Raw genomic sequence first — 25556 nt, 5'->3', positions numbered from 1 at the left:
CCTTAACCGGCGTCGACGGAATCGCCGTCCAACGCGTCCAGCGGATCGACCCAGCGGATGACGTCGACCTCACGGCATCCTCTGGATTCGACCACGAGCACGGTCGCCCCCATCGGCAGGGGCTCCTGCGACCAGGCGAGGAAGGTCTCGGATCCGCCTCTGACCCGCACGAGTATCTCGCCGGGACCGGCGGTTCCCCGTGTGCCGATGAGCAGCTCCCCGGTACAGCCGATCACGGCCTCGTCCTGCACCACTGTCGGCCGCCTCCCCATTTCTCTGGTTCTGCTTCCGACCTTAGACCTCCCCCACCTCGGACGCCTACGCTCCCGTCGCCGCCGGTGTCACTCCCCGCGTGCGGACGCTCAGCTCTTGGTGAACCGGTAGGTCTTGCTGTCGGTCAGGACGCAGAAGCCGGGCGACACGACGATCACGCGCAGTGTGCCGGTGCGCCGGTCGTAGTCGATGCCCTCGGCCTCGAAGGTGCCCGAGCAGGAGCTGCGCAGCGGGAGCTGACGCAGGGCGGTGACATGGCCCGTCACGTCGCCGCTGCCGCTGGGGGCGGCGGACAGGTCGATCTGCAGCAGCGGCTTGGTGATGCCGAAGAGAGTGCCCGCCGGGTCGTCGGAGGAGCACAGCAGCTGGGTCGCGGTGACGAAGTCGCAGCCCTGTACGTCACGGACGGCGTGGTCGAGGTTGATGGTGGAGGCCTGCGGGAGGTTGGCCGAGGGGGAGGTGCTCGGGTTCACGCCGGGGGTCGGGAACACCAGCAGCCGGGTCATCGTGCCCCACTCCCCGGACACCATCCACTGGCCGTCGGGGGAGATGGTGTCGAAGGAGTTGTTCAGCGCCTCGCCGGGGCTCAGCGCGTGGACGTACTCCGACCAGGCGCCGCCGGGCGCCTGCACCCGGTACATCTTGGAGCTGCCGGAGTCGCTCTGGTACGGCTCGACGTAGTAGCCGTTGTAGGAGGCGTCCGGGTCGCCGACGTGGTTCCAGCCCCGGCTGCTGACGCCGATCGGGATGGTGCCGATCCCGGTGTAGTGGTTGGGGCTGCCGGCCGGGACCTCGACCGAGGTCAGGCCCTGGCTCTCGGTCAGCGGGTCGGCGCGGTCGGAGCCCACCTCGGTCCAGGTGTCGGCGGCCGAGGCGGGTGTGGTGACGGAGACGGACAGCACGGCGGCCGTGGCGAGGGTGACGAGTCCGGCCAGGACCGCGTGACAACGTTGCCGGGCGGGCATGCGCATGAGGTGCTCCTCGGTGGGGGGTGCGGTTTCGGCGCACAGTCTGGCCCGTCAACTGCGGTCATGTACAGACCAATGGAGGAGCGTTGGCCGTCAACTCACCCACCGGTCAACGGCAGTTACCCACCCTGCCCTCTACACCCTTGTCACCGCCCCGAGTTCCGTCCGGACCCGGGACGCCGCGCCGATCGCCACCGCACGGCTCCCCAGCCGGGCCCGTACGACTCGGATCGGCTGTCCGCTGACCGGTGGCTCGGCGGCGAGCGCGGCGGCGATCGACGGTTCGAGGAGGTCCCAGGCCCGGCTGACCCCACCGCCGATCACGAAGGTCGTGAGGTCCACCAGGCCCGCCGTGATGAGGATCGCGCGGGCGACGCCCGCCCCCGCGGCCTGGTAGACGGCGCGTGCCGCGGAGTCGCCGTTCACCGCCGCCTCTGCGATGCCCCGGGCGGTCAGGGAGCGCCCCGTCCGCTCGCCGTAGCGGGCCGCCAGGGAACGGCCGGAGGCGAGCGTCTCCAGGTGGCCACGGCCGCCGCAGGTGCACGGCAGGTCGCCGAAACCGGGGAGGTGACCGATCTCGCCCGCCGCCCCGTGCGCCCCCTCGAACAGCGCACCGTCCAGCCACAGCGCGCCCCCGACCCCGGTGCCGAGCGTCATCCCGAGTGCCGCGGGCTCTCCCGCGACGGCCCCCTTCGCGACCTCGCCGCGCAGGAAGGCGTTGACGTCGTTGTCGAGGAAGGCCGGTACGCCGAGCGCGTCCTCGACCGTCGCCGTCACCGGGAACCCGGCCCAGGAGCGGAAGGAGTCGCTCGCCACGAGGATGCGGCCGGCGCGGCTGTCGACGACACCTGCCGCGCCGACCCCGACGCCCAGCAGTCGCGAGCCCGCGCGTGCGCGCAGCGGATCCAGAGCGGCGAGCGCGGCGCGGACCATCGCCCGTCCTCCCTCGGCCGCCGGTGTCGGCACCTCCACGGACTCGACGACGGTGAGGTCGGCCGCGCAGAGCACGACCTGGGTGGTCGTACCGCCGATGTCGATTCCGGCGTACACCCCGGGCGTCGGAGGGCGGCTCCCGGATACGGTCACGCCGTGACCCCCGCGGCGGCCCGCCGTTCCGCGCGCCGACGGCGTTGCAGCACCGGGTCGGGCACAGGCACGGCGGCGATGAGCCGACGCGTGTAGTCCGTGCGCGGGTGCAGGAGCGTGGTCGCGGTACTGCCCTCCTCCTCGATGCGCCCGGCCCGCAGGACGACCACGTGCTGGGCGAATTGCTGTACGACGGCGAGGTCGTGGGACACGAACAGACAGGCGAACCCCAGCTCGCCCTGGAGCCCCGCGATCACTTCGAGGACCGACTGCTGCACACTCACGTCGAGCGCGCTCGTCGGTTCGTCCGCGACCAGCAGCCGTGGCTCCAGGACAAGGGCCCGGGCGAGGCTCACCCGCTGCCGCTGGCCACCGGACAGCTCGCGCGGACCTCGATGGGCCAACTCCCTCGGCAGACGCACAAGTTCGAGTGCGTCCCCGACCCGGGTGCGGCGCTCGGCCGCCGGCATGCCGCGGCGGTGCACGCGCAGCGGCTCGGCGACGCACTCCGCCACGCTCATCCGGGCGTCGAGCGAGGCCACCGGGTCCTGAAGGACCACGCCGACACCGGCCAGCAGGGCGCGCCGTGCCCGCCCCCGGGTCCTGCCGAGGTCGGCGCCGAACAGCGACACCGAGCCCGACGACGGGGGTACGAGGCCCAGCGCGACGCGCGCCGCGGTCGACTTGCCCGAGCCCGACTCCCCCACCAGACCCACGGTCTCACCGGCCCCGACCGTCAGCGAGACGCCGTCGAGTGCCCGGACGGCGCGGCGCCCACGGCCGAACCGCACGCTCACGTCCCGCAGTTCGACCACCGGGTCCGCGGCCGGCCGTTCCGCTCCGGTAAGCCGGGGGCCGGCCCCCGGCTCGGCGACGGCCAGCCGCGGCACCGCCCCGAGCAGGCGCCTGGTGTACTCGTGCGTGGGCCGCAGGAGCACCTCCTCCACCGGCCCCGTCTCCACGATCTCCCCCTGGAGCATGACGGCGACGCGGTCCGCGAAGTCGGCGACCACTCCCATGTTGTGCGTGACCAGCAGCACCCCCGTGTCGAAGTCGGCGGCGAGCGACCGCAACAGGTCGAGGATCTCGGCCTGCACGGTCACGTCGAGCGCGGTGGTCGGTTCGTCGGCGATGAGCAGGCTCGGCGCGTTGGCGATCGCCATGGCGATGACCACGCGCTGCCGCTGTCCCCCGGAGAGCTGGAACGGGAACGAGGACGCCCGTGTGTCCGGATCCGGGATGCCGACGCGGCGCAGGAGTTCGACCGCCTCCCCGGCTGCTTCCCTGGCCGTGACGGGACGGTGGTTGCGGATGACTTCGGCGATCTGGGCGCCGATCCGGGTGAGCGGGTCGAGCGCGGTCGCGGGTTCCTGGAACACCATCGACGCGGTGCGACCCCGTAGCCCCGCGAGGTCGGCCTCGGTGGCGCCGATGACGTCGGTGCCGCCGACGACGGCGTGACCCGTGGCGCGGGCGGTGCCCGGCAGCAGCCCCATCGCGGCCAGCGCGACGGTCGACTTGCCGGAGCCCGACTCGCCGACGAGGGCGAGCGTCTCACCGGGCCGGACCCGCAACGAGACCTCTCGTACCGCGGCCACGTCACCCGTCTCGGTGGCGAAGGTGACGCCCAGGTTCTCGATCCGCAGGAGGTCGGCGGTCATCCGCGCCCCCTCACGTCGAAGGCGTCGCGCAGTCCGTCGCCGATGGCGTTGAAGGCGCAGACGACGAGGATGATGGCGAGGCCGGGCGGCACGATGAGCCACCAGCGTCCCGAGTACGCGGCGGTCAGACCGGCCGAGAGCATGCCGCCCCAGTCGGTCGACGGAGGTTGGACGCCCAGGCCGAGATAGGACACGTAGGCGACGAGGAGGATCGCGTCGGCGACCTGGAAGGTCGCGGCGACCACGACCGTCGAGACGGAGTTCGGCAGGATGTGCCGGCCGATCGCCCGGCCGTGCGTGCCGCCGATGGCGCGCAGTGTCAGCACGTAGTCCCGGCCCTTCAGGGTGAGCGTCTCGGCCCGGACGAGACGGGAGGGGACCAGCCAGGAGACCAGACCGAGGATGACGACGAGCCCCCAGGTGTCCGGGGTGGTGATGGCGGAGACGACGAGGAGGATGAAGAGCGCCGGGATGGCGATTCCGGCGTCCACGACCCGCATCATCACCGCGTCGATCCAGCCGCCCGCGTAGCCCGCGACCGCGCCCCAGAGCGTGCCGATGACGGTCGCGAGCAGGCCGGAGGCGAGTCCGACGAGCAGCGACACCTTGCCGCCGTACATGAGCCGCCCCAGCTCGTCGTGTCCGACGGCGTCGGTGCCCAGCAGGTGCGCGCCGCCCGGCGCCAGGTTCACCTGGGTCAGATGGGTGTGGGTCTGGTCGGTCGGGTGGAGCAGCGGGCCGGCGAAGCAGAGGAGCAGGAACAGGACGACGACCGCCAGACCCGTGACCGCGAGCCTGTTGCGCGTGAACCGGCGCAGGGCGAGGCGATGGCCTGCGGCCGCCTCCACGGTGGGTGTCACCGGCAATACGGCGCTCATGACCGGCCCGCCTTCACTCGGGGATCGACGATCCGCTGGACGATGTCGGCGAGCAGGGTGCCGACGACCGTCGCGACGGAGATGACGAGGACGCAGCCGAGCAGCACCGGGTAGTCGGAGGACTGCGCGGCGCTCCAGAACAGCAGCCCCATCCCCGGGTAGTTGAAGAGCTGCTCGACGACGAGGGCGCCGCCGAAGAGGACGGGCACGTAGTAGCCGAGCATCGCGACGACCGGGGTCAGCGAGTTGCGGAACACGTGCCGCCACAGGATCGCGCGGGGCCGGGAGCCGCCGGCCCGCGCGGTGCGTACGTAGTCCTCGGAGAGGTTCTCCAGGGTCGCGGCGCGCATGTACCGGCTGAAGACGGCGACCATGGACGCGGCTCCCGCCACGACCGGCAGGACCAGTGCGTTCGGCTGGGAGAGTACTTGCCCGAGCGTGTCGCCCTGCGGTGCCTGCGAGGGGAACCAGGGCAGCAACTGCGTGAAGACCAGGACCAGGACGAGCCCGAGGAAGTACACGGGGGTCGAGTACGCGACGAAGCTCAGCGTCGTGATGACGTAGTCCACCGGCTTGTTGCGCCGGACCGCCTGCCACATGCCGAGCGGGATCGCGAGCGCGAGCCCGGCCAGTGCCGACAGCACGGTGAGGACCAGGGTCTTCGGGAGGCGCTGTTCGATGAGCCGGGAGACCGCCTCGTTCAGGGTGTACGAGGTGCCGAGGTCGCCGTGCAGCAGGGTACGCAGGTAGTAGAGGTACTGGACGGGGAGCGAGCGGTCGAGGCCCTGCTCGTGGTCGAACTGCGCGATCTGCTGGGCCGTCGCCTGCGGGCCGAGGATCCCGCGTGCGGGTCCGCCGGGCAGCGCGTGCAACAGGCAGAAGACCACCACCGTCACGATGAGGATCACCGCGAGGGACTGCAGGACGCGCCGGGTCAGGTAGAGGAGGGTGTCCATGCGGTCAGCGGTTCCACTTCCACTGCGCCGGGTGGAAGTTGGCGAGTGAGTCCTGTGAGAAGCCGCCGAGGCCGTTCTTGAGGACCGAGATCTGGTAGTCGGGCTCCGGCAGCCAGATGACCGGGAGGTCCTTGGCGACCGCCGCGCTGTAGTCCCGTACGGCCTGCGCGGAGTTCGACGTGGTGGAGGCGGTGATCAGCTGGTCGATCTCCGGGTTGGAATAGCTGCCGAAGTTCGAGCCGCCCTTGCTCTGGAAGAGCGAGTCGCCGGTCGGGAAGGCGTTGAAGTACCAGCTGCCTGCCGTACCGAAGAACGACAGCTGCCACGTGCAGATCGACTGGCCCGCGGTGCACGGCGGGGTCTGGGACAGCACCGAGTTCACGGGCGCGGTCTTGATCGTGAACTTGATCCCGGTCTTCTCCAGCGAGGACTGGACAGCGCTCATCATGTTGTCGGTGACGGTCGAGCCGGACTGCGACAGCACCTGCATCTGGAACCTGGTGCCCTTGGCGACCCCGTCACCGCACTGCGAGGCACCTGGGCCCGCGTCCGTGCACACCATGACTCCGCCCTGTTCGGTCCAACCGTGGCCGGTCAGCAGGGACTTGGCGGCCGAGGTCGAGAAGGGGTACGGATTGGCCTTCTGCGTGGGCGAGAGGAAGTCGCTCGACTGCGCCTGCGGGATCGGGCCGTAGCCGGGGACCGCGGTGCCGTTGAAGATGACCTTCGCCAGGCTGCTCTGGTCGATCGACCGCTGGACTGCCTGCCGGGCGTACAGCTGCTTGAACACGGCGCCCATGGACGGGTTGTTGAAGTTGTACGGCATGTAGGTGATCGCCCAGCCCGACCAGGGCTTGACCGTGTACCCCTGGGCGGTGAACCGGTCCTTCTGGTCGAGGTCGGTCGCCTCGATGTAGCCGTAGTCGACGCTCCCGGAGCGCAGTGCGTTCTTCTCGGCGTCCGCCGTCGTGAACGGGAGGAGGTTCACGGTGGCGATGTCCGGCTTCTCACCGCCGTCGTACTTCTTGTTGGCGGTGAGCACGACCTTGCCCGCGGTCGAGAAGGACTTGACCGCGTAGGGACCGCTGATGGTCTTCCACAGCGCGTCCTTCTCGTAGCCGGAGATGTTCTTCGCCGCCGTGTTGAGGTACGTCCACACCTGCTTGGCGCCTGCGGCCGTCCGGTCGGCGTCCGCCACCGCGGACGATGCGGCCGTCTTGTCCCATGCGTGCTGGGGGAGCGGGTTGATCGCGCTCAGCTCGTTGGCGAGCATCCAGTCGGAGTTGTAGGCCTTGTCGAACGTGAGCGTGAAGTGGTGGTCGTCGACGGTCTTGAACGAGGTCCAGTTGTCCGGCGCCTTGCCGGGGTTGTAGCCCGCCCACTGTTCCTTGTTCGCCTTGATGAGGTTGAACCAGAACTCCACGTCGCGCGAGGTGACCGGCTTGCCGTCGCTCCACCTGCGGTCGCCGAGTGTGAGGGTGACGCTCTTGCCGTCGGAGGCGAAGTCGGCGGCGGTGGCGATGGACCCACTCTTGTTCCAGGCGATCTTGCCGGTCGAGCCGTCGTACGCGACGAGCGGCTCCCAGAGGCTGTTGGCGATGGAGATGTTGTTGGTGTTGAGGTGCGCCGCCGTGCCGATCGGCAGGATCCAGTTCGGGGTGAAGTTCGCGGGCAGCGCGTAGTTGATGGAGTCGGGGGACGTGGACGACGTGCCGCTCGTCCCGGAGCAGCCCGCGAGCAGCAGCGTGCCCGCCGAGACGACGGCACCGGCGACGAGTGTCGCGCGAGCAGGGGACATGACTCTCCTCGGGGTGAACAGGGGTGAACAAAGGGGTGGGGCAAGGGGCGTGGCGGAGCCAGTCAACGACCCGACTGTTCGAAGAAACAGACGCCCTCCTGTAAAAAGCCTGTTTCTGCTGTTCTGAAAAAAGTGGAGAGGCGGATTCAGGGACGTACGCTCGGCATCCCGATCCCGTCGTCGGAAGTTACTTCGTCCATGCCTGAAAAAAGTGCGGTACACCGCAGGGGTGCCACGGGCGTCTCGTCCCTGGCCGAGCGCGTCCTCGAACTGCTGGCCTCCGGGCAGGCGACCACGCGCACCGAACTCGCCGATCTGCTCGGGGCCGCGCCCTCGACGATCTCCCTGACGGTCGGTCAGCTCGTGGCCCACGGGCTGGTGGCGGAGCAGGGCACGCGCTCCTCCGCGGGAGGGCGTCCGCGCAAGGTCCTGCGGCTCGGCGGCAGCGACGGGTTCGCGGTCGCGGCCGAACTCGGGGGCAGACACGCGCACGTCGGTGTCGTGCTGCCGGGCGGCGGGCTCACGGACGTGTCGACGGTGCCGTTCCCGACGGCGGAGGGGCCCGAGGCCGCGCTGCCCGGGCTCGCCGAGACACTGGAGACCCTCGCCCAGCAACATGGGCGGGAGTTGCTCAAGGGGGTCGGCCTCTCGCTGCCGGGGCCGGTCGACGTCGCCTCCGGAGTGGTGACGCTGCCGTCGCGTATGCCCGGCTGGAACCGGTTCCCCGTCCGGGCCTGGCTCGAGGACCGCTTCGGCGTTCCGGCGGCGATCGAGAACGACGCCAACTGCATGGCCGTCGGCGAGCACACGGTCCAGCCGGCCGAGCGCCGCCAGTCGATCATGGTGAAGATGGGCTCCGCGATCGGCGCGGGCGTCATCGCCGACGGACGGCTCTACCGGGGCGGGACCGGCGCCGCCGGCGAGATCACCCACGTACGGGTCGAAGCGGGCCACGACATCCCCTGCTCCTGCGGCAACACCGGGTGTCTGGAGACCGTCGCGTCGGGCGCGGCACTGGTGCGCGTCCTGCGTGAGCGGGGGCTCGACGTCGACTCGATCGAGGACGTCGTCCGGTTCGCCTCCGACGCCGACCCGGAGGCGACCCGCGCCGTCCGTCAGGCCGGCCGCTACCTCGGCATGGTGCTGGCCGCCAACGTCAACTTCTTCAACCCGGACGCCGTGTACCTCGGCGGCATCCTCTCCACGCTCGAACCGTTCGTCGCCGCCGTCCGCAGTCAGCTGTACGAGGGGTGCCATCCGCTGGTGACCAAGCACCTGGTGATCGAGCGGGCGAGCCTCGGCGCGGACGCCGGGCTGGTCGGCGCGGGCCAGTTCGCGCTCCAACGGGCGCTGGTCCACGCACTCCAGACCGTGACCGGAGCGGGAGCGGGACCCCATACCGACCAGCGCATACGAATCGAGGAGCCATGACGCATCCCCGTACCGCCGTCGCCCGGCCCGTCATCGCCATCGCCGGACTCGGCATCGAGTCGTCGACGTTCTCACCGGCGCGGACCGAGGCACCCGCCTTCCACCCGCAGCGCGGCGAGGACGTCCTCACGCGGTATCCCTTCCTCGCGCCCGGGACGCCCCTGCGTGACGCGGCCTCCTGGCGCGGCGCGCTCGTCGGCAAGGCGCTGCCCGGGGGTACGGTGACCGCGGCCGCGTTCGCGGAGCTCTCCGCGGAGCTCCTGCGGCGGCTCGGGGAGCTGCCGCGCCTCGACGGGCTCTGGTACGACATCCACGGCGCCATGACGGTGGAGGGCGTCGACGACGCCGAGGCCGTCCTGCTCGCGCGGATCCGCGAGACCGTCGGAGCCGACGTCATCGTGTCCGCCTCCATGGACCTGCACGGCAACGTCTCGCGCGAGCTCGCGCACATGAGCGACCTCATCACCTGCTACCGGACGGCTCCGCACGAGGACCACATGGAGACGAAGGAGCGGGCCGCCCGTCATCTCGTGGATCTGCTCGCCACCGGTGCGCCCCGGCCGGTCAAGGCCTGGATCCCGGTGCCGGTGCTGCTGGCCGGTGAGCAGACCTCGACGCGCATCGAGCCCGCCAGGAGTGTGTACGCGGCCATCGACGAGGTGGAGGCGACGGACGGCGTGACCGACGCCGCGATCTGGGTCGGGTACGCATGGGCGGACGAGCCGCGCAACCGCGCCGCGGTCGTGGTCACCGGGCCGTCCGAGGCCGCCGTCGCGCAGGGCGCCGAGCGGCTGGCGCGCGGATTCTGGGAGGCGCGGGGCGCGTTCGCGTTCGTCGCGCCGACCGGGTCACTGGACGAGTGCCTCGACGAGGCGCTGGCCTCCTCCCCCGACGCCCGGCCGTTCTTCATCAGCGACACCGGCGACAATCCGACGGCGGGCGGCGCGGGCGATGTCACATGGGGGCTCGAACGCGTCCTCTCCCGGCCGGAGTTCAAGGAACCGTCCGGGCCGAGGGTCATCTACGCGTCCGTGCCGGGGCCGGCCGCCGTCGCGACCGCGGAGCAGGCGGGCGTCGGCGCGACCGTAACGGTCACGGCCGGTGCCGAGGTGGACGACCGGCACGCCGGGCCGCTCACCATGACCGGGGTGGTCCACGCGGTCCGGCACGGGGACCGGGACGCCGGGACGGAGGTCGTCCTGCGGGTCGGAAGCGTGTACGTGATCATCACGCGGCTCCGTAAGCCGTACCACTACGAGCACGACTTCACCGGCCTGGCGCTCGACCCGCGCGGCGCCGACGTCGTCGTGGTCAAGATCGGCTATCTGGAACCGGAACTGTTCGCCATGTCCGCCGGCTGGAAGATGGCGCTGACCCCGGGCGGAGTCGACCAGGACCTCGTCCGCTTGGGCCACCACCGCATCCGCCGCCCCATGTTCCCCTTCGACCCACAGATGCCCGACCCAGACCTCACGGCCCGCATCATCCCCCCGTCGAACGAGCCACTGGACGCAACGGACGAGTAACCCACCGGGCGCCCGACATCCAGAACCCCTCATCGGTACGGCCGGCACCCATCGGTACGGCCGACACCCCGCCGGTACGAGCGGCACCCCGCCCGGATCGGAGGCAGACCGCCCGGATCGGAGGCAGACTGCCGGGTCGGAGGCACGGATCCCCGGCTCTGATGGCACATCGCCGGGCCTGGCAGCGCTTCCCCAGAACCAGTGGCTGACTGCGGGGGGCGGCCCACCTTGGTACCGACGGCCACCTGCCGTAACGAGTGGCGGCCCGCCGGGATCGACAACGGCCCGCTGGGTCGGGTGGCCGCCCTCCGGGTCGGGCGACGGCCCGCCGGTATCGATGGCCACCCGCCAGGACGAGCCGCGGCCCGCCGACACCCGGGGCAGTCCGCCAGGGCCGATCCCCCTCCGCCGGAATCGGTGGCCGTCCGCCAGGACCGGCGCCCCAGCGCCGAAGCCGGTGGCCATACGCCATGTCCGGCAGCGGTTCGCCAGAACGGTAGCTGTCCGCCAAGACCGGCGCTCGTGCGCCGATGCCCGTGATCGTCCGCCAAAACCGATGGCCGACCGGCGACGTCCGGCACCGGTTCGCCAAAACCGACGCCGTTGGCAGCGGCCCGCCGACACCAGTGGCGTCCGCCAGGGCAGATCCCACTCCGCCGGGATGGGCGGCCGTCCGCCAGAACCGACGACCCGGCCCCGAAGCCGATGGCCGTCCGCCAAATCCGGTGGCCGTCCACCACATCCCGCAGCGGTTCGCCAACACAGGCGACCATCCACCACCACCGGCAGCCGTCCGCCAGAACCGGGACCCTGCGCCAACGCCAGTGATCGTCCGCCAGACCGACGGCCCACAACCGCCGCCCGACAACGGTTCGCCAACACCGACAACCGTGCGTCCAAGCCGGTGACCGTCCACCACATCCCGCAGCGGTTCGCCAACACAGGCGACCATCCACCACCACCGGCAGCCGTCCGCCAGAACCGGGACCCTGCGCCGACGCCGGTGATCGTCCGCCAGACCGACGGCCCACAACCGCCGCCCGACAACGGTTCGCCAACACCGACAACCGTGCGTCCAAGCCGGGGGCCGTCCACCACATCCGGCAGCGGTTCGCCAACACAGGCGACCATCCGCCACCACCGGCAGCCGTCCGCCAGAACCGGGACCCTGCGCCAACGCCGGTGATCGTCCGCCAGGGCACGAGGCCACCCGCCCAAGCCGATCCCCGTCCGCCAGGAATCCGGGGCCGTCCGCCGGGCAGGGGGAGACCTGCCCGGCGCGGCTCGGCGGTCAGCCGGTTCAGTCGCTCGTGCAGGTGGTCCCCGCGGCCGGGTTCAGCAGACCCACCGGGTCGATGGAGTCGCCGCAGAGGTTGAGGCCGAGGTCGAGGGGGATCTGGATGACGTTGCCGGACAGCAGACCAGGACTGTTCGCGGCGACACCCATCGGGTCGGGGTCGGCGGCGGCGGTCCCGGCGGTGGCGAGCAGGGCCACGCCTGCCAGCCCGGCGGCGGCCATCAGACGAATACGCATTACAGGCTCCGATCAGTCGCAGGGGTGCGAGTGGTTCCACCATCACCTCCGCGGCCGACGACCGACATCGTTGTACGTCCGAACGGGGCGCGGGCACCCCGACCCCTCCCCGAACGGCCTCCGCACGGGGCGTGTCGCGCGGGGTGTGCGGAATGCCCGTAGCGTGAGAACAGGTCAGGTGGAAGAGGGAGAGATCATGCCAACAAGCCAGCCCGATTCGTCCTCACCGTCCGACGACAGGGCGACCCCCGACACGCTGCTTCACACCGGCTCCGAAGGCCCCGTGACCGCCGAGGACATGGTGCTCGCCGCGGGTCGCGACCTCAGTCCGAAGAACCTCGCCTGGGCCGAGCGCAGGCTGCGGGAGGACGGACCCACAGCCATCGAACGCCTGCTTCCCTAGCGCGTCCGGCGACCCGACTACCCGGCCACCCAGTTCGCCGGCTCCACTTGACCGGCTCCGATGCGGCGGAGCCGGTCAAGGTCACGCGGACGGAGCGGGAGGTCAGGAGGCGGGGCACTCCTTCCAGGCGAGGTGGTAGATGGTGCTGATGTCACCGTCCGTGGAGTCCATGGTCATGAAACTGCTGCTGCCGGGCGTGGACGTGCCCGCGTTGACGCGCAGCTCGGTGTTGATGTTGAAGTTCCGCTGGACACCGCAGGGCGCCCACACCAGTTGGGCCCAGTCGGTGACGTCCGTGGACTGCCAGTTGTCGTTGTAGGGGCCGCGGAAGGGGTGGGTGATGGCCGCCGTGCTCGACGAGCCCTGGAAGTAGTACGAGGCCTTCTCGGTGCTGCTCGCGCCCGACTGGAGTGCGGCGAAGCCGCGGTAGTCCGCGCTGGCGATGGCGTACGTGAAGCCCTGCGGCACGTGGACGATCAGGTTGAGCTGACAGTTCTTGCGGAAGGCGGTGGGGTCGGAGTTGCCTCCGACCTGGGCGAGGTAGTCGCTGTAGGTGACCGTGAAGGCCGTGTTGTCCGGGGAGACCGCGACGGCGGCGGTTCCCTGCGGGCAGCCGGAGCCGTTCACGGTGGCGACCTTGATGACGATCTTGTCCGGGGGCGGGTCGACGATCCCGGAGGACGGGTCCGGACCCGGTAGTGCGGTGGCGAACAGGGCGGCTATCGCGCCACCCAGAAGCAGCCCACCAGCCATGGTGCTCCAATCCGTTGCGTTGGTGTCTACGGCGGCACGGAACGTGTGCCGCCGTGAATTGGGGGGTGCGGCGCCTCACGCGGACGTGCGGTGCCGTCGCAGACCAGTGCGTTGGATCAAGCGCGGATCGTTGAAGCATGGACATGTCAAGTACATGCCGATGCGACCCCGCCCTGTGAAGGAGCTGTGAAGGCCGGGATCGACCGCATCGTATGTACGCCCGTCACCCTTGGGCAGGGCGATCTCCGGCCATTCAGCCCGTACGTCCGTAGCGCCCGACGAGGGTGCCGGAGCCCACCGTGTGACCGGCCAGCGCGCGCCGTACGGCGTCGACGGTGGCGTCCCCGGGAAGGTGCAGCCGCACGTCGGCGGCGAGGACCGAGAAGACGTAGTGGTGAGGTTTGCCGGCGGGCGGGCAGGGACCGCCGTAGCGGCGCTGTCCGAAGCCGTTGCGGCCCTGCACGGCCCCCTTCGGGACGGCGCCCGCACCCAGCGTCGTCTCGTGCGGGTCGACGCCCCACATCAGCCAGTGCACGAACGTGCCGGACGCGGCGTCCGGGTCCTCGGCCAGCACGACCAGCTCGGCCGCGCCACCCGGCACACCGGAGAGACGCAGCGGCGGGGACACGTTCGCACCGTCGCAGGTGAAACGGCGTGGGACGGTGCCGCCGTCCCCGAACGCCGAGCTCGTCACCGCGATCGCCCCCGAGGCGCCCGGTGTCGGTGCCGCGGACGCGGCGGGTGCCCCCGAGGCACCGCCACACCCCGCGGTGAGGGCCACCACGGCTGCCGTCACGACGGTTCCGAGCCAGTTCCCACGGCGCATGTCCGCCACGTTAGCGCCAGGCGTGCGACCCGGGCGGGCAACCCGGCCGACCGGCTCCGCTCCCCCGGCACTGGACGGCGCGCTCCGCGAAACCCGCGCCGCCTCACCACTCCCCGCGCGCCCCTGAGACACTGAAGGGCATGGAGCCCCGACACCTCAGAATCGGCCGCCGTCGCATCTGGATGCTCAGCGGGGCCTGCCTCCTCGTGCTCGGCCCGATCGGCTACTTCCTCGGTGGCTGGATTCCTCTTACCGCGCTCACCGTCTCCCTCCTCGCGGCCACCACCGTGGCCCACTGGAAGGCCGCCGCCTGGCTCGGGCCCGCCATCGCGCGGGGACAGCGGGAGAGCCGCCGTGATGTGGCGACCTTCTGCGTGGTCATAGCGGTCAGCGGGTACGCCCAGCCCCCGGCGCGGCCCGCCCCCACCGCCGAGGAACTGACGGCGCTGCGTCTTGAGGCGTACCGGACCGCGGCACACGACGACCTCGCCGAGGATCTGCGGGGCCTGGCGGCCGACGCGCTGGCCGCCGCCGACACCGCGCACACCGAGGACACCCCGGTGGCCTGGCGGGCGGCACGCGCGAGTGCGGAGCGCCTGGCGCACTCCGCACAGGAGGGCAACCCGTACGTACGCCAGCTCCTCATCCAGTGGGTCGAGGGCAACCCGGCCGCGGACCGCTAGAACAGGTCGCACACGCTCGACAACAGGTCACACGCGCTCACGGAGGGCCGACGTATCCATATTGTGGTTACGGTCTGACCTTTGTTATGTTTCGCAGATATCAAAGCTGCGGAGGGGTCCAACATCGTGGACTTTGAGCTGACCGAAGATCAGGAAACCATCCGCAAGGCAGTCGTCGGGCTCCTGCGCGGCTTCGACGACCGGTACTGGATGGAGAGGGACCGGGACCACCGGTTTCCCGAGGAGTTCTACGCCGCCGTCGCGCACGGCGGATGGCTGGGGCTCACCATTCCGGAGGAGTACGGCGGTCACGGTCTCGGCATCACCGAGGCCACGCTGCTGCTCGAGGAAGTGGCGCGATCCGGCGGCGGGATGAACGCCGCGAGCTCGATCCATATGTCGATCTTCGGAATGCAGCCCGTGGTGGTGCACGGTTCCGAGGAACTCAAGCGGCGCACGCTTCCCCGTGTCGCCACCGGCGATCTCCACGTCTGCTTCGGGGTGACCGAGCCCGACGCCGGCCTGGACACGACGAGCATCACGACCTTCGCCCGGCGGGACGGCGACCACTACGTCGTGGGCGGCCGCAAGGTATGGATCTCCAAAGCCGTGGAGTCCGAGAAGATCCTGCTGCTGACCCGCACCACGAAGGTCGGCGAGGTCGCCAGGCGGACCGACGGAATGACACTGTTCCTCACCGACCTGGACCGCGACAGGATCGACGTCCGCCCCATCCCGAAGATGGGCCGCAACGCCGTGACCTCGAACGAGTTGTTCATCGACGACTTGCGCGTCCCGGTCGAGGACCGGGTGGGCGAGGAGGGCCAGGGGTTCCGCTACCTCCTCGACGGGCTCAATCCGGAGCGCATGCTGATCGCCGCCGAGGCACTCGGGATCGGCAGGGTGGCACTGGAGAAGGCCGTGAGCTACGGCAACGAGCGCGTGGTGTTCGGCAGACCGATCGGCATGAACCAGGCCATCCAGTTCCCGCTCGCGGACTCGCTCGCCCGGCTGGACGCGGCCGAGCTGATCCTGCGCAAGGCGACCTGGCTCTACGACAACGGCCGGCCGTGCGGGCGTGAGGCGAACACCGCCAAGTACCTGTGCGCGGACGCCGGGTTCACCGCCGCCGACCGGGCCCTGCAGACCCACGGCGGCATGGGCTACTCCGAGGAATACAACGTGGCCCGCTATTTCCGCGAGGCCCGTCTGATGAAGATCGCGCCGATCAGTCAGGAAATGATCCTGAACTATCTGGGATCGCACACTCTGGGAATGCCGAGGAGCTATTGATGGCCGACAACACCGGTCTGTTCGATCTCAGCGGGCGATCGGCCCTGGTCACCGGCGCCGCGGGGGGCATCGGTTCCGCGGTCGCCCAGGCGCTCGCGCACGCCGGGGCGGCGGTCCTCGTCACCGACGTCGACGGGGCGGCGGCGGCCGCGGTCGCCGAGAAGATCTCCGCGGCCGGCGAGCGGGCGGACAGTGCCGTACTGGACGTACGGGACCGCGCGTCCGCCGACGCCGCGGCGGCCCGGGCGGCGGCGCTGACCGGCGGGAAGCTGCACATCCTCGTCAACAACGCCGGAATCATCGCGCCGGACATGTTCGAGAACCTCCAGGAGGAGGCGTTCCGCCGGATCGTCGACATCCACCTGATGGGCGCCTTCCACTGCGCCCAGGCCGCGCTGCCGTACCTGCCCACCGACGGCACGGGGCGGATCATCAACGTCACCTCGTCGGCCGGCATCGTCGGCACCCTCGGCCAGGTGAACTACTCCGCGGCCAAGGCGGGCATCATCGGCCTGACGAAGTCCCTGGCGCGTGAACTGGCGCGCAAGCAGATCAAGGTCAACGCGCTGGCACCGCTGGCCGCGACGCCGATGACGGAGACGATCCGCACCGACAAGAAGTTCGCGGACGCGATGCTCGCCCGGATCCCGCTGGGACGCTGGGCCGAGCCCGAGGAGATCGCCGGCAGCTTCGTCTTCCTCGCCTCGGACGCCGCCTCCTTCGTCACCGGGCAGGTGCTCCCCGTCGACGGCGGCATGGTCATGTGACCCGCGTCCGCGGCTCGTGGGGGCCATGAGCATCCGTACTATGCTGAATGGTTCAACCAAAGCAGTGGCATCGGTCCCAGGAGTACGTACATGCCCGGTAGGTCTCACCCGCGCTTCGACGCCCTGACGGTTCCGAAGGCATCGGACGTGCTGGCGTCGGAGGTGCGGGAGCGCATTCTCTCCGGCGAGTTCACCGAGGGCATGGCGCTGCCGCCGGAGCGTCAACTCGTCGAGCAGACGGGGCTGAGCCGCGCCACGGTACGGGAGGCGCTGCGGATCCTCGAGGTGGAGAAGCTGCTCCAGATCAGGCCGGGCCGCGGGGGCGGCGCCTTCGTGCACCGACCGGGCCGTGAATCGCTCGCCAGTACCGTGCAGTTGGTCATCCGGGGCCAGCGGATCCGGCTGGAGGCGCTGCACGAGACGCGGGAGGCGATCGAGCCCACGTGCGCCGCGCTGGCGGCGGTGCGCCGCACCGACCGCGACCTCGCCGAACTGGACGCGGCCCAGCGGGATCTCGTCGAGGCCGGGGACGACATCCCGCGCTTCCTGCGGGCGAACATCGACTGGCACAGCGCGGTGGCCAGGGCCAGCGACAACGAACTCCTGATCGGGTTCATGAGCGCGCTCTCGCAGTCGATCTACGCCGCCACGAACCTCGAACAGTTCATGGACGCCGAGATCCGCTCGATCACCGCCCGCACGCACGCGAAGATCACCGACGCGATCCGCGACCAGGACGGGCCTGCGGCGATGCGGCGCATGGCACGCCATGTGTGCGGATTCGCCGACGCCGCCGCACGGGTGGACCAGCGGGGCCAGGTGGAACTGTCCGGGCCCACGGAGGACTGACTCCCACGAGCTCAAGGCGGGCCTCCCCGGATCATTGACGGCCATTCGGTCTGACCTTTAATATCATCTGAGGTTGGGGCGACTGAGGCACTGGAGATGGGGTCCCCATGGGCGAGGTCAGCTCCGTCATCACCGTCGAAGCGGACGGCGACATCCGTATCGTCACGCTCAACAGGCCCGAGCGGCTGAACGGCGTGTCCGAGGAGCTCCACCGCCGACTGGCCGACGTCTGGCGGGAGCTGGCGGACGACCCCGGCGCACGGGCCGTCGTCCTCACCGGCGCGGGCCGGGCGTTCAGCGCGGGCGGCGACTTCGACCACCTGCGGCGCCACCACAGCGATCCGGAGCTGCGCGAGCGGTCGATCCGGCTCGACCGCAGCATCCAGACGGCGATGATCCGCTTCCCGCTGCCCGTCATCGCGGCGGTCAACGGCCCCGCGGTCGGGCTGGGTTGCAGCCTGGCGCTGGGGTGCGACCTGGTCCTGATGGCGGAGGACGCCTACCTCGCCGACCCCCATGTCTCGGTCGGCCTGGTGGCGGGCGACGGCGGGGTGACCCTCTGGCCCCTGCTCACCAGCCTGCTCCGCGCGAAGGAGTACCTCTTCACCGGCGACCGCATTCCGGCCGCCACGGCGGTCGAACTGGGCCTGGCGAACCGCACCGTTGCCCGCGAGGACCTGCAGAAGGAGGCCCTCGCGCTGGCCCGGCGGCTGGCGGCCCAGCCGGCCGAGGCGCTGCGTGCCACCAAGATGGCCCTCGCCGTGGTGGTCGAGCAGGTGTCCCGCGGCGGCATGGAGGCGGCGCTGATGGCCGAGCGGGCGACCATGACCAGCCCGGACCACATCCGGATCGTCGAGGAGCTGGCGTCCCGCGCCCGGCGACGGCCGAACGGCACCGAGGCCGAGGAGGACTGACGGTGGAGGCCGAGGAGTTCCTGCTCGTACGGGACATGTTCCGCACGTTCGCCGCTCGGTTCCGGATCGGCTCGGCCGACGAGGTGAAGCCGACCGCGCGCACCGCCGCGCAGGAGGCGCTGGGCGATCTGGGTCTCACCGAGCTGCGCCGCTCCTCACCCCCGGCCGCCACCGTCCAGGAGTGCGCCCTGCTCGCCGAGGAACACGGCCGGCAGCCGCTGACCACCTCGCTGGTCGGCACCGTGCTCCTCGCCCCGGAGCTGCTGCGGCTCCTCGATCGGGCCGAGCCCTCGGCACACGGCGGGACACCGACGATCGCCCTCGCCCACGACCTGCGCTTCCCGGACTCCTCCCCGTCCCGACTCCTCGCCTGGGACTGCGAGGGAGCGGACAGCGCACTGTGCGTCACACCCGACGGAACGGTGACCGCCCTCGAACTCGGCGCGACCGCACCGGGCATCGACCTCCTGCGCGGCATCCGCTCGGTGCCGTCCCAGTCGCCCGCACGGGTCCTCGGCCGACTCGACGCCCAGGAGTACCGGCACTGGCAGGCCTACGCGCTAGTCATGGTCAGCGGTGAACTCGTCGGCGCGGCCGGATCGTTCGTCCGGCTGAGCGTGGAGTACGCCCGGGAGCGCCGTCAGTACGGGCGGGAGGTCGGCTCGTTCCAGGCGGTCCAGCATCTGCTCGCCGACGCGACGGTCCTCGTCGAGGCCTGCACCAGTGCCACCCGGTACGCCGCCTGGTGCCTGGACAACGAGTCGCCCGCGAGGGCCCTGACGGCCGCGCGCGTCGCCAAGGCCGAGGTGAACGCCTCGGCCCTCGACGCGGTGTACGCGGGCATGCAGGTCTTCGGCGGTATCGCCCAGACCTGGGAGCACATCGCGCACCTGTACCTCCGCAAGGTCCGGCTGGGCGCCATGACGCTGGCGACGACGGCCGATCTCCTGAAGACGCTGGCCCGGCCGGAGCTGACCCGATGACCGACATGCCCCTGGACTTCGGCGACCCCGCGGACCTCGACCGGCTCCGCCGTCGCTTCCGTGCCTGGCTGGCCGACCACCCGCTGCCCGAACGTCTCCCGGACGAGCCGGTCCCGGTCTTCCTCCACCGGTGGCACCGCCTGCTGTACTCGGGCGGCTGGGTGGGCCTCGACGTCCCCGTCCAGTACGGCGGCCAGGGCCTGAGCGCGCTGCACCAGGTCGCCATCAGCGATGAACTCGGTGCCTGTCACGCCCCCGGGGTCCCCCGGATCGGCTATCTCGCCCACGCGCTCCTGGAGTTCGGCTCCGAGGAGCAGCGCGGGCGCTGGCTGCCGCGCATGCTCGCCGGTGACGACGTGTGGTGTCAGGGCTTCAGCGAGCCGGGGGCCGGATCGGACCTCGCGGGGATGAGCACGGTCGCGACCCCGCACGAGGACCACTACACCGTACGGGGGCAGAAGCTCTGGACCAGCTACGCGCAGTACTCCGGTCTGTGTCTGCTGCTCGCAAGGACCGACCGGTCGGCGCCCGCGCACCAGTCGATCTCGGCGTTCGCCCTGCCGCTGGACCGGCCGGGAGTGACGGTACGGCCGCTGAGGGCGGCGAACGGTGACGACGAGTTCTGCGAGCTGTTCCTCGACGACGTACGCGTCGCGCGCTCCGAGCGCATCGGCGCCGAGGGCGACGGCTGGCCGCTGGCCATGACGACGGTGTCGTACGAGCGCAACGCCCTGGACACCGGGCACCTCTCGAAGTACGGGCTGCTCGTCGAACGGCTGCGGCGCACCGCCCGGGAGCGCCGGGGCGACCTTCCGGACGGGCTGCTGTCCGAGATCGGCCGGTGCTTCGTGGACTACGAGGTCCTGGTGGCGCACGCCCGGCGCCGCACCGCCGAGCGGCTGGGCGGACAGCCCGCCGGACCGGAGTCGTCCATCGACAAGCTGCTGATGACCAGGGCCGAGCAGCGGCTGTACGAGACGGCGCTCAAGGTCTTCCCCGAAGAACAACTCCGGGGCGAGGAGGAAGAAGGCGAGGAGCGGGCAGGGGCGAGCGAGCTGTTCGGGGACTACCTCTATTCCAGAGCCGCGTCCGTGTACGGCGGAACATCGCAGATCCAGCGCAACATCATCGCGAAACGGGTCCTGGGTCTGCCGTCCGGCGACTAGGGCTTGGATCAGCGGGATTTCATGTCCGATGGGAGTTCACCCGTGCGATACGACCTCGAATTCCGGAGCATTCCCCATGTGATCAGAGTTGCCGCCAAGCGATTCGCGGACGCGCCGGCCCTCGTCGACGAGAGCCGCCGGTGGAGTTTCCGTGAGCTGGAGCACCACATGGTCCGGGCCGTGAAGGCCGCCGTCGCGCTGGGGGTCGAGCCGGGGGACCGTGTCGGTCTGTGCGCTCCGAACTCCGCCGAGTGGATCCTGGCCGCGCTCGGCATCCAGGGCGCCGGGGGCGTCGTGGTGCCGCTCAACACGAGGTTCAAGGCACAGGAGATCTCCTACATTCTGCGCAGGTCCGGAGCGAAGGCCGTCTTCGCCTCGTCGTTCCTCGGCCAGGACTACACAGCCGGGTTGAGGAACACCGATCCGGATCTGCCCGCGTTGCGCAGGACGGTGTCGATTCTCGGCCCGCAGGGGGCGGCGGACCTCGGGTGGGAGGACTTCCTTCGCGCGGGAGAGGCCGACTCGCCGTCCACGGCCCATGACTTGATCGACCGGCTGACTCCGGACGACGTGTCCGACGTGATGTTCACCTCCGGCACCACCGGCCATCCCAAGGGTGTCGTGCTGACCCATGGACAGTCCCTGCGCGCCTACGGCTGGATGTCCGAGGAATACACGTTCAGGCATTCCGACAGCTTTCTGGTCATCCCGCCGTTCTTCCACTGCTTCGGTTACAAGGCGGGGTGGCTCGCTTCCCTGATGCACGGTGTGAAGGTCATCCCCATGCGCACCTTCGACGCGGGGCGTGCGCTCGAGATCATCGGCCGGGAACGGGTCAGCATTCTCCTGGGGCCTCCGACCATTTTCCAGGATCTGGTCAACCACCCGGACCGATCCGCGTCCGACCTTTCCTCGCTGCGGGTGTCCATGACGGGCGGCACCACCATCCCGGAATCGCTGATCCGCGCCATGAAGTCGGAACTGTCCTTCGACATCGTGATGAGCGCGTACGGGCTGACGGAGTCGACCGCGTTGGTGACGACCACCCGGATCGGGGACTCGGAGGAGACGGTCGCGCGGACCACGGGTCGGACCATCCCGGACGTCGAGGTGAGCATCGTCGACGACCGGGGCCTGGCCGTTCCCACCGGGCAGGACGGCGAGGTACTGGTGCGCGGCTACAACGTCACGCGCGGGTACTGGGACGACCCCGAGGCCACCGCCGCGGCCGTCGACGCCGACGGCTGGCTGCACACCGGTGATGTCGGGCGCCTCGACGAGAGAGGAAACCTCTCCATCGTCGACCGCAAGAAGGACCTGTACATCGTCGGCGGTTTCAACGCCTATCCGGCCGAGATCGAGAAACTGCTGCTCGGGAACGAGGCCATCGGGCAGGCCGCCGTCATCGGAGTGCCGGACGAGCGGCTCGGTGAGGTCGGCTGCGCCTTCCTCGTCAGGAGACCGGGCCACCGGCTCACCGAGGCCGACGTCGTCGCGTGGGCACGCGAGAACATGGCCAACTTCAAGGTCCCCCGGCATGTCCGGTTCGTCGACGCGCTGCCCCGTAACGCGAGTCAGAAGGTGCTCAAGGACGGGCTGCGGCGCGATTGGAGCAAGCCGAGTGACAACTGATCGCGCGGACACATCAGGACACGGCTCGGCCGGTCCCCTCGCGGGCATCACCGTGGTGACCCTGGAGCAGGCGGTGTCGGCTCCCCTGTGCACCCGCACACTGGGTGACTTCGGGGCGCGGGTGATCAAGGTGGAGAACCCCCGGGGCGGCGACTTCGCCCGGCACTACGACGACGTGGTGGGCGGCCTCGCGGCCCACTTCGTCTGGCTCAACCGGGGCAAGGAGTCGGTGGCCCTGGACCTGAAGTCCCCGGCCGGGATGGCGGTGCTGCGCCGGCTGCTCGACCGCGCCGACGTCCTGGTCTCCAACCTCACGCCCGGGGCGACCGCGAAACTCGGCATCGCTCCCGCCGACCTGGCCGTGAGCCATCCCTGGCTCATCGCGGTGGAGATCGACGGGTACGGGCCCGGCGGGCCGCTCTCCCACAAGCGCGCCTACGACCTGCTGGTCCAGGCCGAGTCGGGGGCGTGCGCGACCACGGGCCGACCGGGCGCGCCGGCCAAGGCGGGGCCGCCGATGGCCGATGTGAGCACCGGTCTGTACGCCGCCCTGTCGATCATGGCGTTGCTCTGCGGAAAGGAGCGCGGCCGGGTGCAGGGGCCCGCCTCCGCCGCGGTCAGCCTGTTCGACACCATGACGGAGTTGATGGGCTATTCGCTGACCTACACCCGGCACACGGGCGTGGACCAGGAGCCGAAGGGCATGGGCTCGCCCGCGGTGGCGCCGTACGGGGCCTATCCCACGGCCGACGGTCACACCGTCGTCCTCGGCACCACCAACGACGGCGAGTGGCAGCGGCTCGCACGTGAGCTGCTCGGCCGCCCGGATCTGGCGGACGACGAGCGCTTCGGGAGCAACTCCGGCCGGGTCGCGCACCGTGAGGTCCTCGACGCGGAGATCGGCGCCTGGTGCGCGCGTCATGACCTGGCCCACGTCCAGGACCGTGCGGATGCCGCGGGGATAGGGAACTCCCGCTACAACACCCCGAGCGACGTCGTCGCGCACCCGCATCTGACGGCCCGCGACCGCTGGCGCGAGATCGGCACGCCGGGCGGTCCGGTTCCGGCGCTGCTGCCGCCCCCGGTCATCTCCGGTTACGAACAGCCGATGGGGCCGATCCCGGCCCTCGGTGAACACACCGCGGCCGTTCTCGCCGAGTTGGGGATCGACGCCGAGGGGGAGTTGCTGTGAGCGAGGAACCGGTGCTGCTCTGCGACGACTCGGGCGGCGTACGGACGCTGACGCTGAACCGTCCGCACCGCAGGAACGCGATCGACGAGGAGTTGTGGCGCGCCCTGCGGGACGCGCTCACGGACGCGGGGAACGATCGGTCCGTACGGGCACTCGTGCTGACCGGGGCCGGTGGCGCGTTCTGCTCCGGCGCGGACATCTCGGGGGGACTCAGTGCCGCGCACCCCATGTACCGGATGCGCATCCTGAGCGAAGTGACCTTGCTGCTGCACGAGTTGCCCGTCCCGACCATCGCCAGGGTCAGCGGAGTGGCGGTCGGCGCGGGCTGGAATCTGGCGCTCGGGTGCGATCTGGTGGTCGCCACTCCCCAGGCGCGTTTCTCACAGGTCTTCGCGCGGCGCGGGCTGTCCCTCGACTGCGGGGGATCCTGGCTGTTGCCGAGGCTCGTGGGCCTTCAGCAGGCCAAACGGCTCGCGCTGCTCGCCGAGACGATCGACGCCGAGGAGGCGCGGTCGCTGAACCTGGTGACGTGGGTGGTGCGCGCGGAGGAGATCGACGACTTCGTGGCGCGCCTCGGCGCACGTCTGGTGGCGGGCGCCCCGGTGGCCCTCGCCCAGAACAAGGCACTGCTGAACGAGGGGGCCGACCGCACACTGCGGGACGCGCTCGCGAACGAGGCGCGGGCCCAGGCGGTCAACTTCGCGACGGCGGACGTCCCGGAGGCGTATTCCGCGTTCAAGGAGAAGCGTGCGCCGGTCTTCACGGGCCGCTGGGCAGTGGCGAGTTCGGGGCCATCTCACCGACCGGAGGGGTCGACATGCGGGAAGCAGTGATCGTGGAGGCGGTCCGTACCGCCGTCGGCAAGCGCGACGGCGGGCTGTCGGGCATGCACGCCGCCGACCTCTCCGCGGTCGTCCTGGGCGCGCTCGTCGAGCGGACGGGGATCGGTCCGGAGGTCGTCGACGACGTGGTCTGGGGCTGTGTCTCCCAGGTCGGGGACCAGTCGAGCAATATCGGGCGCTATGCGGTGCTGGCCGCGGGCTGGCCCGAGAGCATCCCGGGCACCACGGTCAACCGGGCCTGCGGATCGAGCCAGCAGGCGCTGGACTTCGCCGCGCAGGCGGTCATGTCCGGCCAGCAGGACGTCGTCGTGGCGGGCGGCGTCGAGGTGATGAGCCGGGTGCCGCTCGGCTCCGCGCGCTCCACCGGCATGCCGTACGGGCCCCAGGTCCTCACCCGCTACGAGGACTTCTCCTTCGACCAGGGCATCTCCGCGGAGAAGATCGCGCACAAGTGGGGCTTCGCACGGGAGCGGCTCGACGCGTTCTCGGCGCTGTCGCACGAGCGGGCCGCGGCGGCGCAGGACGCCGGTGCCTTCGAGGCCCAGATCACCGCCGTGCCGACCGAGGGTGCGACGACCGTGACCCTCGACGAGGGCATCCGGCGCGGTACGAGCGTCGAGACCCTCGCCAAGCTCAGGCCGGCGTTCACCGAGGACGGTGTGATCCACGCGGGCAACGCCTCCCAGATCTCCGACGGGGCGGCGGCGCTGCTCGTGACGACGCCGGAGAAGGCGCGCGAGCTGGGACTGACGCCGCTCGTGCGCTACCACGCGGGCGTGGTCACCGGCTCCGACCCGGTGCTCATGCTCACCGGCCCGATCCCCGCGACCGAGAAGGTGTTACGGAAGGCGGGCGTGGGCCTGCCGGAGGTCGGCGTCTTCGAGGTGAACGAGGCCTTCGCGCCCGTACCCCTGGCCTGGCTCGCCGAGACCGGCGCGGACCCCGCGCTGCTCAATCCGCTGGGCGGCGCGATCGCGCTCGGCCATCCGCTCGGCGCGTCGGGGGCGGTGCTGATGACCCGCATGGTCCACCACATGCGGGACCACGGGATCCGCTACGGCCTGCAGACCATGTGCGAGGGGGGCGGCACCGCCAACGCGACCCTCGTAGAGCTCGTATCCCCCGCATCCTGAGCACCCTCA

Annotated in this window: 24 protein-coding genes; 14 read left to right on the top strand and 10 right to left on the bottom strand. The window is 70.8% G+C overall.

Translation table 11 applies throughout. The features are described from left to right. Positions 1–2 precede the first annotated feature (2 nt). The 7 genes from ACZ69M_RS23845 to ACZ69M_RS23815 form a co-directional block, all read right to left on the bottom strand. Positions 3–254 (bottom strand): hypothetical protein, encoded by a 252-nt coding sequence (locus tag ACZ69M_RS23845; protein ID WP_266424424.1) that lies wholly within the window; start codon positions 252–254, stop codon positions 3–5. Positions 255–362: 108 nt separating this feature from the next. Further along, positions 363–1244, bottom strand: coding sequence for a hypothetical protein (locus tag ACZ69M_RS23840; RefSeq protein ID WP_352047181.1), 882 nt, complete (start codon positions 1242–1244; stop codon positions 363–365). Positions 1245–1376: 132 nt separating this feature from the next. Further along, on the bottom strand, positions 1377–2291 hold the full coding sequence (locus ACZ69M_RS23835; RefSeq protein WP_470053179.1) for an ROK family protein: 915 nt from the start codon (positions 2289–2291) through the stop codon (positions 1377–1379). A gap of 32 nt (positions 2292–2323) precedes the next feature. After that, complete coding sequence (locus tag ACZ69M_RS23830) at positions 2324–3988, bottom strand: dipeptide ABC transporter ATP-binding protein (RefSeq protein WP_470052636.1); 1665 nt, start codon at positions 3986–3988, stop codon at positions 2324–2326. After that, on the bottom strand, positions 3985–4866 hold the full coding sequence (locus ACZ69M_RS23825; protein WP_470052634.1) for an ABC transporter permease: 882 nt from the start codon (positions 4864–4866) through the stop codon (positions 3985–3987). The genes ACZ69M_RS23830 and ACZ69M_RS23825 overlap by 4 nt, the downstream gene beginning before the upstream one ends. Then, on the bottom strand, positions 4863–5822 hold the full coding sequence (locus ACZ69M_RS23820) for an ABC transporter permease (protein ID WP_067374682.1): 960 nt from the start codon (positions 5820–5822) through the stop codon (positions 4863–4865). The genes ACZ69M_RS23825 and ACZ69M_RS23820 overlap by 4 nt, the downstream gene beginning before the upstream one ends. Positions 5823–5826: 4 nt before the next feature. Next, the gene (locus tag ACZ69M_RS23815; protein WP_470052632.1) at positions 5827–7620 is read right to left on the bottom strand and encodes a peptide ABC transporter substrate-binding protein; all 1794 of its coding nucleotides are present in this window, start codon (positions 7618–7620) and stop codon (positions 5827–5829) included. Positions 7621–7818: 198 nt separating this feature from the next. Here ACZ69M_RS23815 and ACZ69M_RS23810 point away from each other — a divergent pair, with 198 nt between their 5' ends. Both ACZ69M_RS23810 and ACZ69M_RS23805 read left to right on the top strand, forming a co-directional pair. Continuing rightward, positions 7819–9051 carry an ROK family protein gene (locus ACZ69M_RS23810; RefSeq protein ID WP_470052630.1) on the top strand — a complete coding sequence of 411 codons (1233 nt, stop codon included), beginning with the start codon at positions 7819–7821 and terminating at the stop codon, positions 9049–9051. Continuing rightward, positions 9048–10577: a M81 family metallopeptidase gene (locus ACZ69M_RS23805; protein ID WP_470052628.1), complete on the top strand. Its 1530-nt coding sequence runs from the start codon at positions 9048–9050 to the stop codon at positions 10575–10577. The genes ACZ69M_RS23810 and ACZ69M_RS23805 overlap by 4 nt, the downstream gene beginning before the upstream one ends. Before the next feature lie 1300 nt (positions 10578–11877). Here ACZ69M_RS23805 and ACZ69M_RS23800 read toward each other — a convergent pair. Next, entirely contained in the window at positions 11878–12111 is a 234-nt protein-coding gene (locus ACZ69M_RS23800; protein WP_470052626.1) for a chaplin, read from the bottom strand. 196 nt (positions 12112–12307) lie between these two features. Here ACZ69M_RS23800 and ACZ69M_RS23795 point away from each other — a divergent pair, with 196 nt between their 5' ends. Beyond that, positions 12308–12514 carry a hypothetical protein gene (locus tag ACZ69M_RS23795; RefSeq protein WP_095856636.1) on the top strand — a complete coding sequence of 69 codons (207 nt, stop codon included), beginning with the start codon at positions 12308–12310 and terminating at the stop codon, positions 12512–12514. A 102-nt stretch (positions 12515–12616) separates the two neighbouring features. Here the strand turns inward: ACZ69M_RS23795 and ACZ69M_RS23790 are convergent, their stop codons facing one another. Together ACZ69M_RS23790 and ACZ69M_RS23785 are read right to left on the bottom strand one after the other, a co-directional pair. Further along, positions 12617–13267 carry a DUF4360 domain-containing protein gene (locus ACZ69M_RS23790; RefSeq protein WP_099924705.1) on the bottom strand — a complete coding sequence of 217 codons (651 nt, stop codon included), beginning with the start codon at positions 13265–13267 and terminating at the stop codon, positions 12617–12619. Between the two features lie 253 nt (positions 13268–13520). Then, positions 13521–14093 carry a YbhB/YbcL family Raf kinase inhibitor-like protein gene (locus ACZ69M_RS23785; protein WP_470052623.1) on the bottom strand — a complete coding sequence of 191 codons (573 nt, stop codon included), beginning with the start codon at positions 14091–14093 and terminating at the stop codon, positions 13521–13523. A 140-nt stretch (positions 14094–14233) separates the two neighbouring features. Between ACZ69M_RS23785 and ACZ69M_RS23780 the strand changes: the two genes are divergently transcribed. The 11 genes from ACZ69M_RS23780 to ACZ69M_RS23730 all read left to right on the top strand — a co-directional run bounded on the left by ACZ69M_RS23780 (position 14234) and on the right by ACZ69M_RS23730 (position 25547). After that, complete coding sequence (locus ACZ69M_RS23780) at positions 14234–14776, top strand: hypothetical protein (RefSeq protein ID WP_470052621.1); 543 nt, start codon at positions 14234–14236, stop codon at positions 14774–14776. Between the two features lie 126 nt (positions 14777–14902). Continuing rightward, a complete protein-coding gene (locus ACZ69M_RS23775; protein ID WP_470052619.1) occupies positions 14903–16069 on the top strand; it encodes an acyl-CoA dehydrogenase family protein in 1167 nt (388 codons plus the stop codon). Further along, the gene (locus tag ACZ69M_RS23770) at positions 16069–16836 is read left to right on the top strand and encodes an SDR family NAD(P)-dependent oxidoreductase (protein ID WP_054235269.1); all 768 of its coding nucleotides are present in this window, start codon (positions 16069–16071) and stop codon (positions 16834–16836) included. Before ACZ69M_RS23775 ends, ACZ69M_RS23770 begins: the two co-directional genes overlap by 1 nt. 90 nt (positions 16837–16926) lie before the next feature. Then, positions 16927–17685 carry a FadR/GntR family transcriptional regulator gene (locus tag ACZ69M_RS23765; RefSeq protein ID WP_470052617.1) on the top strand — a complete coding sequence of 253 codons (759 nt, stop codon included), beginning with the start codon at positions 16927–16929 and terminating at the stop codon, positions 17683–17685. 107 nt (positions 17686–17792) lie between these two features. Then, entirely contained in the window at positions 17793–18599 is an 807-nt protein-coding gene (locus ACZ69M_RS23760) for an enoyl-CoA hydratase/isomerase family protein (RefSeq protein ID WP_470052616.1), read from the top strand. Between the two features lie 2 nt (positions 18600–18601). Then, on the top strand, positions 18602–19582 hold the full coding sequence (locus ACZ69M_RS23755; protein ID WP_470052614.1) for an acyl-CoA dehydrogenase family protein: 981 nt from the start codon (positions 18602–18604) through the stop codon (positions 19580–19582). Next, entirely contained in the window at positions 19579–20748 is a 1170-nt protein-coding gene (locus ACZ69M_RS23750; RefSeq protein ID WP_470052612.1) for an acyl-CoA dehydrogenase family protein, read from the top strand. The genes ACZ69M_RS23755 and ACZ69M_RS23750 overlap by 4 nt, the downstream gene beginning before the upstream one ends. 78 nt (positions 20749–20826) lie before the next feature. Continuing rightward, on the top strand, positions 20827–22380 hold the full coding sequence (locus tag ACZ69M_RS23745) for a FadD3 family acyl-CoA ligase (protein ID WP_470052610.1): 1554 nt from the start codon (positions 20827–20829) through the stop codon (positions 22378–22380). After that, the gene (locus ACZ69M_RS23740; protein ID WP_470052608.1) at positions 22370–23572 is read left to right on the top strand and encodes a CaiB/BaiF CoA transferase family protein; all 1203 of its coding nucleotides are present in this window, start codon (positions 22370–22372) and stop codon (positions 23570–23572) included. Before ACZ69M_RS23745 ends, ACZ69M_RS23740 begins: the two co-directional genes overlap by 11 nt. Beyond that, complete coding sequence (locus tag ACZ69M_RS23735) at positions 23569–24405, top strand: enoyl-CoA hydratase/isomerase family protein (protein ID WP_470052606.1); 837 nt, start codon at positions 23569–23571, stop codon at positions 24403–24405. The genes ACZ69M_RS23740 and ACZ69M_RS23735 overlap by 4 nt, the downstream gene beginning before the upstream one ends. Then, a complete protein-coding gene (locus tag ACZ69M_RS23730) occupies positions 24390–25547 on the top strand; it encodes a thiolase family protein (RefSeq protein WP_470052604.1) in 1158 nt (385 codons plus the stop codon). Before ACZ69M_RS23735 ends, ACZ69M_RS23730 begins: the two co-directional genes overlap by 16 nt. Positions 25548–25556 lie beyond the last annotated feature (9 nt).

Source organism: Streptomyces sp. NPDC107454, assembly GCF_055582885.1.
The sequence above is the reverse complement of the archived record's forward strand: the minus strand, read 5'-3'. Positions and strand labels throughout refer to the sequence as shown.